The 19,327-nt window shown below is 38.0% G+C and carries 18 protein-coding genes; 6 read left to right on the top strand and 12 right to left on the bottom strand.

The features are described from left to right. Positions 1-11 precede the first annotated feature (11 nt). The 5 genes from filE to filA form a co-directional block, all read right to left on the bottom strand. The gene (gene filE / locus AC1M87_RS13980) at positions 12-1,268 is read right to left on the bottom strand and encodes a putative pilus assembly protein FilE (RefSeq protein ID WP_481594035.1); all 1,257 of its coding nucleotides are present in this window, start codon (positions 1,266-1,268) and stop codon (positions 12-14) included. Continuing rightward, positions 1,268-2,935: a putative pilus system OmpP1/FadL family transporter FilD gene (gene filD / locus AC1M87_RS13975; protein ID WP_481594034.1), complete on the bottom strand. Its 1,668-nt coding sequence runs from the start codon at positions 2,933-2,935 to the stop codon at positions 1,268-1,270. Before filD ends, filE begins: the two co-directional genes overlap by 1 nt. A gap of 12 nt (positions 2,936-2,947) precedes the next feature. Continuing rightward, on the bottom strand, positions 2,948-4,156 hold the full coding sequence (filC, locus tag AC1M87_RS13970; RefSeq protein ID WP_481594033.1) for a putative pilus system protein FilC: 1,209 nt from the start codon (positions 4,154-4,156) through the stop codon (positions 2,948-2,950). Positions 4,157-4,221: 65 nt separating this feature from the next. After that, on the bottom strand, positions 4,222-5,055 hold the full coding sequence (filB, locus tag AC1M87_RS13965; RefSeq protein WP_481588027.1) for a putative pilus system C39 family peptidase FilB: 834 nt from the start codon (positions 5,053-5,055) through the stop codon (positions 4,222-4,224). Positions 5,056-5,238: 183 nt separating this feature from the next. After that, positions 5,239-6,108 carry a putative pilus system protein FilA gene (filA, locus tag AC1M87_RS13960; RefSeq protein WP_092768589.1) on the bottom strand — a complete coding sequence of 290 codons (870 nt, stop codon included), beginning with the start codon at positions 6,106-6,108 and terminating at the stop codon, positions 5,239-5,241. 246 nt (positions 6,109-6,354) lie between these two features. Here filA and pabB point away from each other — a divergent pair, with 246 nt between their 5' ends. Next, the gene (pabB, locus tag AC1M87_RS13955) at positions 6,355-7,701 is read left to right on the top strand and encodes an aminodeoxychorismate synthase component I (RefSeq protein ID WP_481594032.1); all 1,347 of its coding nucleotides are present in this window, start codon (positions 6,355-6,357) and stop codon (positions 7,699-7,701) included. Positions 7,702-7,750: 49 nt separating this feature from the next. Here pabB and hisC read toward each other — a convergent pair whose 3' ends face one another. Then, the gene (hisC, locus tag AC1M87_RS13950) at positions 7,751-8,842 is read right to left on the bottom strand and encodes a histidinol-phosphate transaminase (RefSeq protein ID WP_481594031.1); all 1,092 of its coding nucleotides are present in this window, start codon (positions 8,840-8,842) and stop codon (positions 7,751-7,753) included. A 150-nt stretch (positions 8,843-8,992) separates the two neighbouring features. Beyond that, positions 8,993-10,294: a histidinol dehydrogenase gene (gene hisD, locus AC1M87_RS13945; protein ID WP_171260738.1), complete on the bottom strand. Its 1,302-nt coding sequence runs from the start codon at positions 10,292-10,294 to the stop codon at positions 8,993-8,995. A 165-nt stretch (positions 10,295-10,459) separates the two neighbouring features. Here hisD and AC1M87_RS13940 point away from each other — a divergent pair, with 165 nt between their 5' ends. Further along, the gene (locus AC1M87_RS13940; protein ID WP_092768580.1) at positions 10,460-10,810 is read left to right on the top strand and encodes a hypothetical protein; all 351 of its coding nucleotides are present in this window, start codon (positions 10,460-10,462) and stop codon (positions 10,808-10,810) included. 320 nt (positions 10,811-11,130) lie between these two features. Here AC1M87_RS13940 and hisG read toward each other — a convergent pair whose 3' ends face one another. The 5 genes from hisG to AC1M87_RS13915 form a co-directional block, all read right to left on the bottom strand. Beyond that, complete coding sequence (gene hisG / locus AC1M87_RS13935) at positions 11,131-11,832, bottom strand: ATP phosphoribosyltransferase (protein WP_035268927.1); 702 nt, start codon at positions 11,830-11,832, stop codon at positions 11,131-11,133. 4 nt (positions 11,833-11,836) lie between these two features. Next, positions 11,837-13,096 (bottom strand): UDP-N-acetylglucosamine 1-carboxyvinyltransferase, encoded by a 1,260-nt coding sequence (gene murA / locus AC1M87_RS13930; protein ID WP_092768577.1) that lies wholly within the window; start codon positions 13,094-13,096, stop codon positions 11,837-11,839. 7 nt (positions 13,097-13,103) lie between these two features. Beyond that, the gene (gene ibaG / locus AC1M87_RS13925) at positions 13,104-13,355 is read right to left on the bottom strand and encodes a BolA family iron metabolism protein IbaG (protein WP_035268923.1); all 252 of its coding nucleotides are present in this window, start codon (positions 13,353-13,355) and stop codon (positions 13,104-13,106) included. 142 nt (positions 13,356-13,497) lie between these two features. Beyond that, positions 13,498-13,830, bottom strand: coding sequence for a ribosome hibernation-promoting factor, HPF/YfiA family (hpf, locus tag AC1M87_RS13920; RefSeq protein WP_035268921.1), 333 nt, complete (start codon positions 13,828-13,830; stop codon positions 13,498-13,500). 188 nt (positions 13,831-14,018) lie between these two features. After that, positions 14,019-15,470: an RNA polymerase factor sigma-54 gene (locus AC1M87_RS13915; RefSeq protein WP_481594030.1), complete on the bottom strand. Its 1,452-nt coding sequence runs from the start codon at positions 15,468-15,470 to the stop codon at positions 14,019-14,021. Between the two features lie 459 nt (positions 15,471-15,929). Here AC1M87_RS13915 and AC1M87_RS13910 point away from each other — a divergent pair, with 459 nt between their 5' ends. From AC1M87_RS13910 to AC1M87_RS13895, 4 genes are all read left to right on the top strand, one after another. Continuing rightward, positions 15,930-16,829 (top strand): amino acid ABC transporter substrate-binding protein, encoded by a 900-nt coding sequence (locus AC1M87_RS13910; RefSeq protein WP_180028739.1) that lies wholly within the window; start codon positions 15,930-15,932, stop codon positions 16,827-16,829. Positions 16,830-16,898: 69 nt separating this feature from the next. Further along, entirely contained in the window at positions 16,899-17,741 is an 843-nt protein-coding gene (locus AC1M87_RS13905; protein ID WP_035270829.1) for an amino acid ABC transporter permease, read from the top strand. Position 17,742: 1 nt separating this feature from the next. Next, the gene (locus AC1M87_RS13900) at positions 17,743-18,420 is read left to right on the top strand and encodes an amino acid ABC transporter permease (RefSeq protein ID WP_180028741.1); all 678 of its coding nucleotides are present in this window, start codon (positions 17,743-17,745) and stop codon (positions 18,418-18,420) included. Positions 18,421-18,431: 11 nt separating this feature from the next. Continuing rightward, on the top strand, positions 18,432-19,175 hold the full coding sequence (locus AC1M87_RS13895; protein WP_481594029.1) for an amino acid ABC transporter ATP-binding protein: 744 nt from the start codon (positions 18,432-18,434) through the stop codon (positions 19,173-19,175). Positions 19,176-19,327 lie beyond the last annotated feature (152 nt).

Raw genomic sequence — 19,327 nt, 5'->3', positions numbered from 1 at the left:
CTAGTTCTCTTTTATTTGATGGCCTTAAGCTTTAGCTGACCAGTATTCACGAGTTTTTGATTTTGAATATCAATTGATTCGACTAAAGGGGTGAGTAATAAATATCGTGTTTGAGGTGGTTTTTTTAATATACCTTCGAGTGCAGAGTATGTCGTGACGTTGGCTTGAGTATCTGTACTTTTAAAACCAGTCGCTCCCTCTAAAATGCAACCTTGCTGATCCAAAAATACTGCAATCGGCCAATAAAAAGTTGGGTTATTTTGAGATGAAGCAAATGATTGAATTTGAATCTGATCAATTGATTCATCTAACTCCACCACCTCGTAAGCAAAACGTTCTTTCAATGGCGCAACTGGCCATAAACCAATTTCACCTTGAGCACCCTTCAAACGCTTAGCTTTCTGAATTTTTTTATCTTTAAAACATGTATGTTCCAAAGATTCCGCAAGATCTTTTGCTTCAATACGCATATACGTACTCGATAAAGCCATTGCTTCTTTCGCTGTAGGCTCTGTCGGCTGTAGGAACTGAGATAAAACGGCTTTGGTAATCCCTTTTTGTCGCTCAATTGTTTCAAAACGAGCTGCACCTACACCCTGCGTATCAGGAACTACATAAAACCGTTTTCTTCCTTCCAGATTAAACTCACGATCTTCAAGATATTCATGATCAATGTATTCAACACCATCAATCAGAGTTACAGGACTTCCTGTTTCAGCTTTCAGTGAACCACCTGCTTTTTTGCTATCTGAAATCTGCTCAACAGGTTGAACGCTTTCTTTAGAATTTTGATCGTGTGTAGATTTATTTTTTGTTAATGACTGCTCATGTTTCGTATTGACTTTAGTCTGTGCAAGATCAATTTTCGTCATTTGATCTTGAGTCTTTTTTTCAACACTCACTGTTGATTGTTCAACATTGTCATTTTGACTGCGCCCAACTGATTTGCTCGCTGTAGGAGCTTTAATACTCGGCTGAGCGATTTCAACATGTATTTTTTTAGGCTCATCTGCTGGTTTTTTTTGAATGATTTTTGGCTGAATATTTTCTCTTTGAACTGATTTTTGATTTTTAATAGATTCGTTTTTTTGAGCACTAGATGCAGCTCTTTCGATGACAATCGGTCTGCCATCTGGACCTATAATTGTGTAAAAGTCTTGGGCATACAATGTAGGACTTACTAAAAAAGAACCTGTACATATAACACAACCGAGAGACTGGCTCACTCTTGTTTTTATTTGTTTAAATTGCTCAAGATTTAAGTCCATTACCATCTCGTTCTATAATTAATACCTAAAATCGTAACTTTGGTATTTGTCGATACATTTAAGCCTGCATATGGATTAAGTAATAAATTATCCACGGCGTCTAGATTGGCTAGGCTACTTGATCCCGCTGGAATTCTATCGCGGCTACGCAGGAACCCGACTGATAAATCAATATCTGTATCTTCATCAAAACGGTAACCAATACCCAATCCAAACAATTGTGCATTATTGATCGGTACCATTGTATTCCGCTTTCCATCTGGAATCGCACTTGTTCTAGGTTCATAACCAGCACGGAATTTCAAACGGTCATTGGCAGAATATTCAATGCCAACGCCCCAACTCCATGGAGATTGAAAACCTAGAGGCAGAGATAAAGAAGAGTCTGTTACATCATTAGATAACAGTTTTGCAATCTTCAGAGCAGAAATTTGACGATCGAACTCAAATTTAAACTTATCCCAAGCCGCATAGTCAGTCCATCCCACATCGAAATTTACCTGTAAGTCCGGGAATACTTTGTACTTAATCCCCGCTTGGAAATGTGCTGGATATTCTAAATCCATAGACATTAGACCAGTTTCAATCGCAGGTACATAGTTTGGAAAACCAAGTATGGTTGCCAAAACTTGCCCCGTAGGTGAGGAGTTTAGTCCTTTGATTAATTCTCGGGATGCGTTTCCATTTTCTACAATATATTTACCCTTCAAGCGCATTTTAGCACCGCTTTGGTAAACCAGCCCCAAACCAAACTCTTCAGTGGGTTCCCACAAGACACCTAAGTTGTAGCTTGGTGATAAACTCTGCTCCATTTCAACATTGATTTTCCCGAAAGTTGAAAATGGATTCATGCCCTCATTGGTATTACATAAGCCGAATAACAAAATATTCGTGACAATATTGTCATTCCCTCCACGGAAAGGGGCACAGACAGACTCATCCACCATCCGAAGAAGACCAATCATTTCATTTGGAAAACGTAAATCTGTTTTCATGGCAATGGCTTGATAAGACATGCCCACTGAAGCACCAATTGAAAGTTCATCATTTACTTGATATGCAATCGATGGTGATAAATATGTAATACGCTCCATGGCAACTTGCTGCCCCATGAAGTTACCCGGATTACCATCTTCTGCACCGAAACCTGCAACCAGAGGTGCATAAACTGCAGTAGCGAAAGTAAACTTAGATCCTGGTGGGTTGTAGGAGATTCCTCCAGTTGGAGCTGCTACTGGCCATCCCTCTCCTAAATCCACCATTTTTTTCAATATAGGAATATATAAGGATGCGTACTCGACATCACCTCTCACAGAATCCTTAAAATCAGTACAGAGGTTTGATGGATTATCAAGCGCATCATTACAGATTAATGGATCATCAGAATATCCAAAGACGTCATAACCTGATGGCGCTGAAAATTCACGCTGAATATCAAAATTAGCAACTAAGCCTTGAACGTCGGTTTGTAAACCTTTGAGTTTGGTTAAACCCGCAGGGTTAAAGTGAATTGCACTAATCCCGGGTGGATCTGCAGTGACAGCATTACCCATTGATAATGAGCGTACATCTACAGATAAATTCTGCCCAAGGTGTGCAAAGACTTGCGTACTACATCCACTCAGAACAATTGCTATAACTAAAGGATGCAAACGGAATTGACTCATTTCCGAACTCCTTTAGCTTGCTTTTTTCTTACCGAAGCCAAGTATATCTAATGGGAACGATAGGCCGAGAGAAACATCTGGAGAGTCTTCAGTTAAACCGATACCTATCGTTCCATTGACAATCGTCTTCGGACTAACACGTACACCGAGTGCCACCGCAAACATAGAGCTGGTCTGAGTCGCAGGCTCGTAATATTCACCTGTATCATATGTAAATTTGGTACCCATGTTCATCGATTGCTGATAAGACATGGTCAAGGAGACATCATAGTTAAATGAATATGCAAACCCGAACGAGAATCCAGCCGTAACACCGGGTTCAAAAGTATCTAAAACACGGTTACGCCCGGTTAAACCTTCACCTTGAGTATTTCCTCCCCCTCGGATTTGATTTAAGCCAGATTCTTTAAAACCATAATTTGTTGATACTGACGCAAACAATACAACTGGATCAATATATTTTGTTGTACTTGCACCAACACCAACTGAATAATACCCCTTACCTGTTGAGAGATCCGTCAAAGGATTAATTTCATAGGGGCTATCACCTGTTTTTGTCGATAGATTACCAAACAAAATAAGTGGCAAACGACCTTCTTTCAGTGGAAATGGCTCCCAACGCGCCCCTAAACTAATATCACCCAATCCAGCAGTGGTCGTATCTTTGACACTATCAGACTTTGCAACCAATGGAATTGAAGCGTTTAGCGTGATGTTATCTCTTAAACCATATTGCGCTGTGATGGTATTGGTAATCGTATGATTTGCATCTTCATCAATACGAAGTTGATACAATTGTCCTTCATCGATCGAAGCATTTATTTGTGAATCCCGATAGTACGAATAATCAAGATCATAGAACGTTGAAAACTCACCACGCTTAATCAGTGAATATTGTCGCTCATTAGAGGAAAAAACTTCCTGCAAGTTAGTCTCTTGCGTCGCATCACCTTCTTTTTGTTGGAGCGCATTTGCAGCCTGCCCTTCAACACCTGGCTTAAGAGAAGGTGTTGCATCAACATTTTCAGTAGATTCTGCCGTATAACTTGATTGTGCTTGTTCAAGCTCGGTCGCCGAACTATTTTCAGTATTATTTTGAGTATCTTGAGAAATATTCTCTTCTGATGGAGCTTCAACTGTTTCGGGTGCTGCATAGACGCCTGTGACAATCATTTGAATACTGATTGCGAGTAGCGTTCTTTTCGTCCATTGATTATTCATTTTACTTCCTACCACAATTCTTCATTATTTGGATTTTGTTTCAATTCAATTTAATTGCATTTAAATTACTTACGTTTATAGTAAAGCCGCATATATGTTGTAATGGGTTGATTATACGTTGGAGATTTGGGATCAAGATCTAATACTTTACGCATAGTTGAGGCTTTATCTGCGATTTTATTCATATAATCTGACGAAAATTGTGCATCAACTAAGGCGTAACGGTTAATTGTTGCATCATCGACATGTCTTAAATCTGTTTCTTGTAATGCCAATAGATCTTTCTGTTGAGATTCAGGAACGTTCACTAAAAATAAGGTATTGTTTTCCCAAATTTCTTTAAATCGTGCTTCATCAAAACTGATATTTCCTAATGCAGGGTCAGCAACATAAACCCTTCCATCTTTATATGCTTTGTATACAACAAAGTGCTTAAAACCTGCATAGTGAATTGGAACAATAGCAGGTTGTGTCTGTTTAATCAGGTCTTTGAATTCACCACGGTACCCCCCACTTTCATAACCTAAAGCAGTGACGAAGCGCTTCATATCCAATAATGAAAAGCTTCTACGCTCAATGATTCGATCATACTCGCCAAATCGCAACAATCCCTCCATGGTTTGTTGTTCTGTCAAATTTAGACCAGCGTGACCATTAAGAACTGTCGTCAACGCCGCAGAACCACAACTATAGTCATACGCTTGACGAACTATTCCTCTAAACTGATTTTCGATAGCCGGCTTGATAGCTACAGGTTCACGGTGATTTTTTGTATAAGATAGATGTCGTGAGTCTGCAATCTCACTGTAATAAACTGCTTCGCGTGGTTTTTCTTTAATTTCGAGAGCATGACTCGCAAAAAAATACATAATTGCAGAGCCTAAAGTAATTTCTATCATAATGTTAACTGTTCTAGTTCGGCGTACTTGCCTTTATGATTCTGTAGTTGGAGTTTGCACTCACATTTATTCTTATATTCAGAATACCTTTTTCATCCTAAAAATACAGTACTTTTACTTTTTAATTTCAAATTCGCAAAATTTAAAAAACGCGTGATCAACACGCGTTTTTTGTATAAAAACTTAGTGACCAGAAATTTTGATTGAAGTGCTACCCAAATTCAAACCTTGAACTTCGATTGAACCGATACTCTTATTAGCTTCACCTAAAGAAACTTTTTGGATGTAAGCATTCAATGGTGATTGAGCTGGGCTGATATATAATCCATCTTTTGTTACACCAATTTTGGCGTCAGCATTCAGGTTTTTACTGCCTGAACTTGTAACTTTCAAGCCCTCGATTCCAATGCTACCACCGCCCGATGTAGATGTATCATTAATAGTTAAGCTTGTAGATAAACCACCAGTGATTTCAGAATCAACAACAATCATAGCGCCTTGAGGTGCATTACCTAATTGAACGTTTGCTTTGGTTGCACCCAATGATAATGTTAAACCTGTAATAATTTGTTTTTCAGAACCTTCAACAACACCACGAACATTGTCATCAGAACTGTAAGTGCCAGAGCTTGCAACCCCAATAGAACCAACATTGATGTCTAAAGCACCAGTTTCAGCAAGAACATTAAGTACCGCTTGACCACCAACATCTGCGGCATCAACTTTCAACGTTGCTAAGTTTTGAGTATTTCCAGTACCCTTTGAAATCGTTAAACCGTTAACCGTGATTGCACCAGCACCAATTGTTGGATCAGCAGTGCCAGCTGTATTAATGGTCGTATCACCGAATGTCAAAGCGCTATTTGTAAAACCATCATTATCATGAATATATAACTTATCGATTTCGATACCAGCAGTTGTATCAATGGCAATAGTAATACCATCTTGACCAGTCGTTGCGCTGAGTGATGCATCATCCATTGCCTGCATCGCCATAGCATTCACGCTCACCGCCATTGAAGAAACTAAAGCCAATTTTGTGAATAATTTCATTATGTACTCTCCCAAGAGCATTTTTTTCATTTTTTTGACTGCTCTCCGTGTTTCTGAAGTTTTTATAATTTAACGACTGAAACTTCATCCTTGAGCAGTTCGCTTTGCAGTATTAAGTTAACCTTATGTTATCTTATGATCAATATCTGTTAAGAAAATTCGACCTATTCCCGATAAATGGCATAAGTGTGAACTAGTATTAAATGGGTGATGCAAATTTTCTGAAAAGAGTGTAACAAGTCACAAATGTTAAGTGCTTCATTTTTTAAACAAAACTTAAAAATTTCAGGACTATGTAAAGCTGATTTTTTGCAAAAAATTGGTTCATTGACAGGATTGGTATATCTTGAAAATCAGGATTTACCGATTATCGGATTTTTGCCAAAAAAATATTGCGTTTATATAAACGGCGGATTCAGTCAATTTGTGCGTTGCTCTGATTTTAATTATCAGTATGAAAGTCAATTTTCTTCACTCAAAGATTTTGTTCAATGTAGTGAAAATCCACTTTCTGACTCTGCACGCCATTATTTCAGAGGTGGTTACATTGGATACTATGATTATAATTTTGCAGCAAATTTTCAAATCAACACCAAGGTAAAAAAACAACCACAATTGTTTTTTGGCTTGTATGAAAGCTATTTGATTTATGAAAATAATGATTGGATTTTCTATAGCACTGAACATAATGCCGATTGCCTTTATACGCAATTATTAAACTGCATTCAGCAATCTAGTCCATCATCATTTCAACTCAGTTCACCCATGCAAGCACGTTGGACTAAACAACAATATCGAACTGCATTTCAACGAGTACAAGATTACATTGTTGCTGGGGATTGTTACCAAATTAACTTAACTCAAGAGTTTGTAGCACAAGCTGAAGGTGAACTACTCAGTGTAGCAAAACCTTTTTGGGCACTCACAAATGCTCCTTATGCTGCTTATCTTAAAATTGATAACCTTGAACTTTTGAGCTGTTCACCTGAGTTATTTATTGAGTTTAGACCCAATAAAAAAATGATCACTAAACCGATCAAAGGCACCATGCCACGCTTTAAAGATCCTCAAAAAGACCAAGAATCCAAACAAACACTCATCAACTCTGAGAAAGATAAGGCCGAAAATCTGATGATTGTTGACCTTCTCAGAAATGATTTAAGCATTTATGCAGAAACTGGCACTGTCAAGACACCAAAATTATTTAACATTGAAAGCTTTAATCAAGTCCACCACATGGTCAGTGAAATTGAAGCGACGTTAAAATCCGATGTTCATCAATTAGATGTTTTACACGCAGCGCTCCCCGGCGGTTCAATAACGGGGGCACCCAAAATTCGAGCGATGGAAATTATTGAAGAACTTGAAGGATCCCCACGCGGTGCATACTGTGGCTCTATTGGTTATTTCAATTTTGATGGAACTGGCTCTTGGAATATTTTGATTCGAACAATTCAAAAATATCAGCAAGATGTATCTATTTGGGCAGGTGGTGGCGTTACAATCAGTTCAGATTGCGATGCAGAATATCAAGAATGTTTTGATAAGGTTGATGCTATGCTAAAACTGATGAATCAATGGTACGAATCATAAAAAAAGCGACCTATCTGGTCGCTTTTTCCACAACAAAAATTTGCAGCACTTACACTTTTAAAATGTCATTCTTCAAGGTGTCTACTAAACGTTGATTTTGCTCATCGGTACCAATGGTGATACGCAAATACTGATTAATACGTGGTTTATTAAAATATCTTACGATAATGCCACGCTCTCGCAATTCATTTGCAAGCTGACCTGCATCTTTGCTTGGTAAAGTTGCAAATATAAAATTTGCGGCAGAAGGCAACACTTCAAATCCTAAAGATTGCAGTTGCTCAACTAACTTTATACGACTGGCAATCACTTTGGCATTTTGCGCTTCGAAATAGCCTTGATCCTCGAAAGACGCCACTGCAGCGGCAATCGCAAAACGATCCATTGGATATGAATTGAAGCTATTTTTTACCGCTTCTAACGCTGCAATTAAATGCGGCTGTGCAATCGCAAACCCGACCCGTAATCCTGCAAGCGAACGTGATTTCGAGGTCGTTTGACAGACCACCAAGTTGTCATATTTTTCTACGAGAGCCACTGCAGATTCAGCACCAAAGTCTACATATGCCTCATCAATCACAACCACTGAATTTGTGTTCGATTGAAGTACTTCCTCAATTGCAGACAAATCCAGTGCAATACTGGTAGGGGCATTTGGATTGGTGATAATGATGCCGCCATTCGGTTGCTTATAGTCATCCACAACAATTTCAAATTTTTCGTTTAAAGGCAAAATTTGAGTTTTCACACCAAAAAATTGGCTATAAACAGGATAGAAACTGTAGGTAATATCTGGATAAAGAATTGGCAAATCTTGAACAAAAAATGCCTTAAAAATATGAGCTAAAACCTCATCAGAACCATTACCAACAAACACGTGCCCCACTGGAACATGTTGCTGTTTCGCAATTGCTTGCTTTAATTCCAATGCGTCAGGGTCAGGATACAAACGTAAAACATTCGCGCCATTTGCTAAAACTTGTTGTACCGCTTCTACAACTTTTGGAGATGGTGGATACGGGTTCTCGTTGGTATTCAATTTTAAAAGATTTTGGATTTTGGGTTGTTCACCAGGCACATATGGCTCTAGTTCACGTACTTCTGGACTCCAAAAACGCATTTGTTCTACTGTAATATTCATTTTTAAATTCTCTAAATTCCCCTCACTGACTAAGGAGGTTAGGGAGAGATTTTTTAATTACCCTCACCTAACCTCACTTGCATTTCGATTTCAAGCAATGCTTAAAAACAGATTTAGAGAGGAATATTCATACCAAATTTATGGTTTAAATTACTGATAACGATATCGCGCTGAACGAGCGTGAGCATCTAAGTTTTCTTGCTGTGCAAGAATATCTGCTGTTTTCGCTAAAGTTTTCACGCCATCTTCTGAACACATGATTAAGCTTGAACGCTTTTGGAAATCATACACCCCGAGTGGTGATGAAAAACGTGCCGTACCCGAGGTTGGCAATACATGGTTCGGACCTGCACAGTAATCACCAATTGCTTCAGGCGTATAACGCCCCATGAAGATAGCACCTGCATGGCGAATACTTTCAGCCATTTCTTGTGCTTCATCTAAACATAGCATCAAGTGTTCAGGGGCAACTTGGTTGATCAATTCCACACCTTCGGCACGGTCTTTAACTAAAACGAGCGCACCACGATTAGCAATAGAAGTTCGTGCGATTTCTGCTTTAGGAAGTGCTTTTAAGTGCTCTTCAATTGCAATCGCGACATCATGAAGCAGTTGCTCGTCTGGCGTAATAAATACAGCCTGAGCAACAGTATCATGCTCTGCTTGAGACAGAAGATCCATTGCAAGCCATTCTGCATTATTGTCCCCTTCAGCATACACTAAAATTTCTGAAGGACCTGCAATCATATCAATACCTACCTGACCAAATACGGCGCGTTTTGCTGCTGCAACAAAACGATTGCCCGGTCCAGTGATCTTGTCTACTGCTGGAATAGTTTCAGTACCATAGGCCAATGCTGCAACCGCTTGTGCACCACCAATCGTAAAAACTCGAGTGACACCTGCCAAATACGCAGCTGCCAACACCAATGGATTTAAATCACCATTTGGTGCAGGCACAACCATAATAATTTCAGGCACTCCTGCGACGTGAGCAGGAACAGCATTCATGAGTACTGATGATGGGTATGAAGCCAAACCACCTGGCACATAAATTCCAACACGGTCAAGCGGCGTCACTTTTTGACCTAAGGTGTTACCCAAAGCATCAACATAGGTCCAACCATCTTGTTTTTGTGCCTGATGGAATTCACGGACACGATTTGCAGCTAACTCTAAAGCTTCTCGAACTTCAGTCGTTAAATGATCAAATGCAGCTTTAAGTTGCTCTTGTGTCAGTTCTAAATCTGAAAATTGATGCGCTGGATGTCGATCGAACTGTTGTGTGAGTTTGAGAACATGAGCATCACCATGTTGACGAACATCGGCAATGATTTGGTCTACTGTTTTTAAAAGTTCTGGGTCACTCACGGTTTCAAAAGCGAGCAAGTCAGCAAAGTCTTGCTTGAAGTTTTGATCTTGAGTCGATAAACGTCGCATCAATTTATCCACAATGAAATTAAAGGGAAGCTTTAGTTTACCTGTTTTCTGTTGATTTGTGGGCATCTTCATTCAACCAACTCGTATAGAGATCATTGAAAATAACTTTTGATTAAATTGAATTTTCTTTTCAGCTATATTCTTAAAATTATTCGTTTTTATTCGAGGTAATTTTAGATGAAAGAAATAGAAAAATATGTTGGATACTATTTAGGTGTTTATGTCGTTGTTTTAGCTATTTGTGGATTCTTTCAATACTTTTATTACTGTCAAGGTCAATCATTGATGTGTGCCGTTACTAAAACTGGAATCGTGGATATAGTAACTGTAACCGCTTATATACTGACGCCAATAGTTGCAATTATCGGATTCTTAAACTGGAAACTGCAGCATAACTCACTAATTCTTGCAGATGAAGCTAAAGAATTACTCATTGCAATTAATGATGATATTAGAATATTTACAGATATCTCATCCTTTTTTAGAACTATTAATCCTGATTTAAAAATTCAGGAAATATATAACTAAGATATTTCACATTTTTTAAGAGACTTATCCACTAACTCATCGAAAATACTTTCCAAATCAATGATACTCTATGAATTAAATGATGATCCTAATTTCTTTAAAATAAGAAATGATTATTCCTTTTTCTTAAACCAACTTGAAAGAACAATATTTAACTGCTTAAATCACAATTTATCAGCAGGTGAAATATTAGATATCCTTGATTCTTATAGAAATTTATTTATGAAAAATAATAAGATCTATAAACGGCAAGTTAGAAAATATATTCTAGCAGAATAAAAAAACCGCCCTTTCGGACGGTCTATCAAACATAAATTAAATTATGCTTTTTTAGCTGCTTCACGTTCATCCACCGCTTTTTCAAGCTGTGCAAGAATCGGATTAAGTAAGGCTTGCTTACGCTTAAAGCTCGCTTTGTTCACGATTAAACGAGAAGACACTTTGCAAATTTCTTCAAGAGGCTCTAAGCCATTCGCGCGAAGTGTATTACCTGTGTCCACGACGTCGACGATGTAATCACCCAAACCAACCAATGGTGCAAGCTCCATCGAACCGTAAAGTTTAATCACATCAACTTGCTCACCTAAGCTCGCATAGTATTGACGCGTCAAATTCACGTACTTGGTCGCGATCTTCAAACGACCTTTCGGACGCTCCATACCCACTTTGCCCGCTGTCATTAACTTACAGTTTGCAATTTTAAGATCTAATGGTTCATAGACATTTTGTGCACCATGTTCCATCAGTACATCTTTACCTGCAACACCAATATCAGCCGCACCATTTTCTACATACGTTGGTACATCAGATGCACGTAAAATTAAAATTCGAACATGTTTATGCGTCGTAGGAAAAATTAATTTACGCGATTTATCTGGGTCTTCTAAAAGATTAATCCCTGCTGTTTCTAGCAATGGCAATGTCTCTTTTAAAATACGACCTTTACTTAATGCTAAGGTTAAACCATGATCAAAATTGCCCATTACGTCAAAATTAGGATCATCGTTTCTCATATCGCTCATTAACTTACTCGCTCACTCGCTTAATTTGGGCACCTAAACCTTGTAATTTTGCTTCAACATCTTCATAACCGCGATCAATGTGATAAATACGGTCAATTAAAGTCTCTCCTTCAGCAGCTAAAGCAGCCAAAACTAAAGAAAATGAAGCACGCAAATCTGTTGCCATAACAGGTGCAGCTGAAAGTTTTTCAACTCCTGTTACAACTGCATCATTACCTTCAACCTGAATATTAGCGCCCATACGTGACAATTCAGGTACATGCATAAAACGGTTTTCAAAAATCGTTTCTGAAATTGTTGCAAACCCACGACCGATTGCATTGACCGCCATCAATTGTGCTTGCATATCTGTTGGAAAATCTGGATGAGGCAATGTACGGAAACTAACGGCCTTAGGACGCTTACCCATCATATCGAGTTCGATCCAATCATCACCGCGCGTAACTTCTGCACCCATTTCTTCAAATTTATCCAACACTGATTCCATCAGCAATGGATCTGTATGTGTCGTTTTAACTCGTCCGCCCGTAATAGCAGCAGCCGCTAAATAAGATCCTGTTTCAATACGGTCAGCAACAACTGAATATTCACAACCATGCAAATTTTCTACGCCAGTGACGATTAATGTATCCGTATCTAAACCTTCAATCTTCGCACCCATCTTAATGAGCATTTGTGCAAGATCAGTGATTTCAGGTTCACGAGCCGCATTACGGATGGTAGTAACACCTTCTGCTAAAACAGCAGCCATGAGGATGTTTTCTGTCCCACCCACAGTAACCATATCGAAAACAACTTCACCGCCTTTTAAGCGACCATCAACTTTTGCATTGACATAGCCTGCTTCGACTTCAATTTCCGCACCTAAAGCTTCTAATGCTTTTAAATGCTGGTCAACAGGACGTGAGCCAATAGCACAACCACCAGGTAAAGATACTTTTGCACTACCGTAGCGCGCCAGCAATGGGCCAAGCACCAAAATAGAAGCTCGCATAGTCTTTACGAGTTCATATGGTGCAAATTGATTATCAAGGGTTGAAGTATCAGCGACAACAGTGTCACCTTCATACTTCATGCTAATCCCAAGACCTGCAATTAATTTTACAAGCGTATGAACATCTTTAAGCTTGGGTACATTTCTGAGCGTAATTGGTGTTTCAGCAAGAATCATTGCTGCTAAAAGTGGCAATGCAGCATTTTTTGCACCAGAGATGCGAACTTCGCCTTCTAGTCTTTTACCACCAGTGATTAGAAATTTATCCATTTATTCCTTAAGCTCCGAAAAGACTAGCTTTGCGCCATTCTTCTTTTGTCATTGCGCGTATGGTTACAGCGTGAACTGCACCACTTTTAATATATTCGTTAAGAGGAGCATAAACTGCTTGTTGACGAGCAACTGTTCTTTTACCTTCAAACAGATCATCTACAATACGGAGGTCAAATTTCCCACTTTGTCCACTTACAGCAACATCAGCAGAAGGGAAAGCAGCTTTTAAGATTTCAGTGAGCTGTTCACTATTCATTGCAAAGACCTCTCATGGGACGATCGATTGTGTAAAAACGGATTATTTTACTATAACTCATTCAATGAATTCATCTGCTATACAATTTATCTATAAAAAAAAGAGGCAATATACCTCTTTTTTTATTTTCAGCTACATACCGTCATATAGGCAGCGGCTGAAAAGCCATTTGCATTTTACGATATCGCATTAACTGTCTTTTTATTTTCTCAGTCAATTTTTTAATTGATGCATACATATCATCGCCAGATGCCTGAGCAAAAAGTTCGACGCCTGGTAAACGCACGATTGCTTCAGCGATATGATTCGAACTTCCTTTTTTCGAACGCTTATCGACTTGGTGATCCTTTGTGAGTTTCACCTGCATACTATTGACCTGATCAAGGTGCTTGGTCATTTCGGCGAATTTACAACGAATATTCTCTTCTATTGCAGGAGTAATACTTAAATGATGTCCACGAATTGTTATTTGCATAATCCTATCCCTCTCCTTCTAAAGGATTTGATTGAGTTAAGCCATGTGATTGCATGACAGAACATTCAACATAGAATTATTCTGCAAATTTAAGTCATGAAATCATGCTGGCTAAACCTCGTGTAACTAAAAAAAAGAGATTCATTATTTCGTCATAATGAACCTCTAGAATAATCACACTTCAAATTTCAGATCAAGACTTTTCGATCGGATGATGCAGGAATATGTAACGATTCGCGATATTTTGCGACTGTACGACGTGCAACATCGATACCATCCTCATTTAACAACTTAGCTAAACTATTATCAGATAATGGTTTTCTTGGGTTCTCTTCAGCAATCAACTTTTTAATTTTTGCTCGGATCGCAGTTGAAGACGCTTCACCACCTGACGTTGTTCCAACATGGCTTGAGAAAAAATATTTAAGTTCAAACAACCCTCTCGGCGTAAGCAAATATTTATTGGTCGTTACACGAGATACTGTTGATTCATGTAATTCAACCTCCTCCGCCACATCTCTCAACACCAAAGGTTTCATTCCTTCAGCACCCAACTCTAAAAAATCTCGTTGATGCTGAACAATACATGTCGCTACTTTTAAAAGCGTTTTATGGCGCTCATCTACACTTTTAATAAAATTTTTAGCATCAAGCATTTGATTGCGTAAGTATTGATTATCTGCACTTTGATCAGCTCGACGAATCATATTTGCGTAATAAGGGTTGATACGTAATTTTGGCAAAATATCTGGATTTAAGTGCACATGCCAACTGTCATTTTTCTTTGCCACCACAACATCAGGCACCTGGTATTCAGATTCTTTATTTTCAAACATTAACCCTGGATAGGGTTGTAATGATTTTAAAAGTTGTATCGCTGCTTTTAACTGTTCAAGTTTAAAACCTGTTTGCTTCAGTAATTTATTTAGGTCATTGGCAATCAATAATTCATAATGCTGTAATAACAATAACGCGTCATTACGGCATGGTAAGGTATTAGGCAAAACTTGAAGCTGAACATATAAGCATTCCACAAGATTGCGTGAACCAACGCCAATCGGCTCTAGTCTTTGAATATGTTTCAACACCACTAAAATTTCATCTATCTCAACATCTTCTTCAATATCCATCTGTGCGAGTAAAGTCAGCACTGCGTGGTGAATTTCTTCAACGCTCTCATCTAAAAAGCCTTTTTCATCCAAACCATCTACGATGCAATAAGCGATCAAAAGATCAGTTTGGGAGAAATTTAGAAGATTAACTTGCTCTAAAATATGATCTTTCAGTGTATTTTGAATTGATCGATTATCCTCACGTTCTTCATATTCTGGTAATTCCATTGATGATGATTGATGGGTATATACATCATCCCATTCCGTATCTACAGGTAAATCATTTGGCAAATGATCTGCATTTAATTCTCGAGTAAGATCACTAGCAGAATTTTCCTGATTCAAGTCCTCCAAACTTTGCATTGGAGAATCATCATCCACCTTTTCAAGTAAGGGGTTACTATCCAACTGCAATTGAACTTCTTGCTCCAACTCTAAGCTGGATAATTGTAAAAGTCGGATCGCTTGTTGGAGCTGGGGTGTCAAAGACAAAGAATTGGATACTTTTAGTCCTAACGCTAATTTCATAAATCATTACCCCCTAACATCGTTATTATTCAAGCAATAATCATGCCTACAATTCTTATAACATAAGTTTCAAGTGCTAGGTTAATCAATTAGTCTTAATTGTTAATAAAAAACAAGTATAAAATATATTATAATTCAATCACTTTTTTTTAATTAATATTCAAAAAAAATATGAACACTCAAGTTTAAATTAAAAAAAATAATTTTTTAGCGTTATCTGCAGTTATGGTTGATTAAAAATAAACCACTTACTCATGATCAAGGTTTTATAAGCTCATGATTTATTTCGCGTTGATCAAAAAATCTAAATTCATTTGAATTTCGAGTATTTTTTATTCTTTACTTATTCTCATAGAAAGTATAAAAATAATTAATAGTTTATTTTGAATAGATTTCAACCAAATTTGAGAACTGTCAAAATTATAAGAACGATGCACTACAAGACATGGAGATTTCTTGATGAAAAGTCTATCTGGTAAAGTCCTTCTCAGCGCATTAGGCTTCATCATCGCTGGCGGAACAATGAGTCAAGCCAATGCCACTGACACCATTGCGAAAATCAAAAAAAATGGAAAAGTGATCATCGGGTATCGTGAATCTTCTGATCCAATCTCATATATCGTGGGTGGTAAACCTATGGGTTATGCCATCGATATCTGTAATAACGTAGCTAACGAATTAAAAAAAGACTTAAAACTCCCCAACTTAAAAGTTGAATATAAAGCGGTTACTTCTTCCACGCGAATTCCTGAAATGCTCGCTGGAAACATTGATATGGAATGCGGGACGACAACCAACTCTGTCCAGCGACAACAGCAAGTCAACTTCTCTACAAATTACTTTGCCACTGAAGTACGTATGGCAGTCAAAGCTTCAGCGCCTTTCAAAGATTTAGGTGATTTAAATGGTAAAGCCGTTGCCACAACGCAAGGAACAACCTCGGATAAATATATTAAAATGGGTGCACGAGGAGAAAAAATAAAAGTTACCAATGTCTATGGTAAAGATCATGCTGATTCTTTTGCAATGGTCGCTTCGGGACGTGCAGCTGCATTTGTTATGGATGACAATATTCTTGCAGGGCTCATTGCCAAATCATCAAAACCTCAAGATTTTAAAATTGTAGGTCCAGTCCTTTCGTCAGAACCTTACGGAATTATGCTGCCTAAAGGGGATGCCAAGTTTAAAGCGATTGCAGATCGTGTGGTAACTGGAATGTGGAAAAATGGTCAAATGGATACCCTTTATAAAAAATGGTTCTTATCACCTATTCCACCACGCAATATCAATCTAAACATGCCTATGAGTAGCTCATTTAAAAAATTAAAAGCATCTCCGAATGATGCAGGGATTAAATAACAAAAATTATGAGGGCTTAAATAAAAACACTTAAGCCCTTTTTTCTCGTAACCATTGCAGGAAATTTCAATGGCTGTTGGTTCTTTAAATTGGACGTCATTTTGCTTGGCATCCAACGAATATGGCGTTGATAAAAAAGATTGGGCTGAATCTATCTGTAGTGCGATTGGAGGTTCAAGTTATTCAGCTGTTGCTGATGCACCGACCTGGTTACAAATACTTGGATCAGGTATTTGGACCATGATCTGGACTGCTGTCATTGCCTTTTTCATCGCATTTTTACTTGGTTCACTTATTGGCATTATGCGTACATTACCCAATAAGTTACTTTCATTCATTGGGACTTGTTATGTAGAGTTATTCAGAAATATACCCTTAATCGTTCAATTATTTTTCTGGGCATTCGTTTTTCCTCAACTCCTGCCATTAAGTATGAGTACTGGAAGTGGTGAAATGGTTCCTGGCGGATGGTGGCAAAATATTTTAAATAATAATCCAGCAATTATTGGTGTATTTGCACTGGGTCTATATACCGCTGCAAGGATTGCTGAGCAGGTTCGAGCAGGTATTAATACCGTTTCACAAGGTCAAAAAAATGCAGCTTATGCGATTGGTTTAAATTTAAACCAAAGTTATCGTTATGTCATTCTGCCAGTGGCTTATCGAATCGTTTGGCCAACACTGACATCAGAAGCAATGAATGTATTTAAAAATTCAGCCGTGCTTTTTGCCTTAAGTGTTTTGAATTTTTTTGCATATACCAAAACAATGCGAGAAGAAACCTCTCAAGACGTGGTCATTTTAATTCTTTCAACACCTGTTTATCTCATCATCACTTATTCAATTAAATACCTGATGGCATGGATTGAGAAACGGATGGCTGTACCAGGTCTAGGTTCGGGAGGTAAATAAAATGGACTTTAGTGTTCTAACTCATCCCGATGTCGTTGCAAGTTTGATCGCTGGTTTTAAATTTACAGTTACAGTAACCATTCTTTCGATTATTGGTGGGATTCTTCTTGGTACACCAATCGCGATGATGCGTCTATCAAATAATAAAATTGCCAGTGGATTTGCAAAATTTTATGTCGACTTTTTTCGAGGTGTTCCCCTCATTCAAGTTATTTTTATCTTTTACTTTTTACTTCCTAAGTTTTTCGATTTCCAATATCACACCTATTGGGGACCTTTATTTTCAAGTGTAGTAACCTTCGCCATTTTTGAGGCTGCCTTTTTTTCAGAAATTGTCCGTTCTGGCATTCAATCAGTTTCTAAAGGACAAGTGAATGCAGGTTACGCCTTGGGGTTTAATTATCGCCAGACGATGTCATACGTAGTTTTACCCCAAGCTTTTAGAAATATGTTACCCGTGATATTGACGCAATCCATTGTTCTTTTTCAAGATGTGTCTTTGGTTTATGTCATCAGTGCACCAGATTTCTTAGGCAATGCAAATACTTTAGCTAATACCTATGGTTCGGAAACCAAAGCCGTTTTCTATCTAGTTGTTGCTGTCGTCTATTTTGTCATTTCATTTGCACTTTCACGACTAGTTAAACGCTTACATCAAAAAATAGCCATTATTCGATAAGGAGAATCAAAATGCCAATGATTGAAATTCAAGATGTATCCAAATGGTATGGAGATTTTCAGGTACTTAGCGAATGCTCAACCACTATCAACAAAGGTGAAGTTGTCGTTGTATGCGGTCCATCTGGCTCAGGTAAATCTACACTTATTAAGACAGTAAATGCTTTAGAACCTTTTCAACAAGGAAATATTATCGTTGATGGTACCGCTTTAAAAGACTCTAAAACGAATCTAGCAAAATTCAGATCTAGAGTAGGTATGGTATTTCAACATTTTGAACTTTTTCCTCATATGACAGTGTTAGATAACCTAACAATAGGACAAATCAAAGTACTTAATCGCTCAACTGAAGACGCTAAAATAAAGGCCTTACAATATTTGGATCGAGTAGGTTTGACAGCACACAAAGATAAATTTCCAGGACAATTATCAGGTGGTCAACAACAACGTGTCGCGATTGCACGTGGTCTTTGTATGGACCCAGTCTGTATGCTTTTTGATGAACCCACTTCTGCATTAGATCCTGAAATGGTGGGTGAAGTGCTTGAAGTCATGAGCCAACTTGCAAAAGAAGGCATGACGATGATGTGTGTTACCCATGAAATGGGATTTGCAAAAAAAGTTTCAGATCGAGTGATATTTATGGATCAAGGCAAAATTCTAGAGGATTGCTCGACTGATGACTTCTTTAATAAGCCACTAGAGCGACATGAAAGGACAAAATATTTTTTAGAGAAAATTTCAGCAGTACACTAAACATCAGTATGAATCCAAAAATTTCGCGATATCTACTCAAATTATTTTCAAATTCAATTTATATATATAAAAAAACACCCCCTTCTATTGAAGGGGGTGTTTAGAATAATGAGCTGGCGATGACTTACTCTCACATGGGTAACCCCACACTA

The sequence above is a fragment of the Acinetobacter sp. 24-47-62 genome (genome assembly GCF_056779765.1).
Note: the sequence above shows the minus strand (reverse complement) of the source record. Positions and strands in the feature narration are given on the sequence as shown.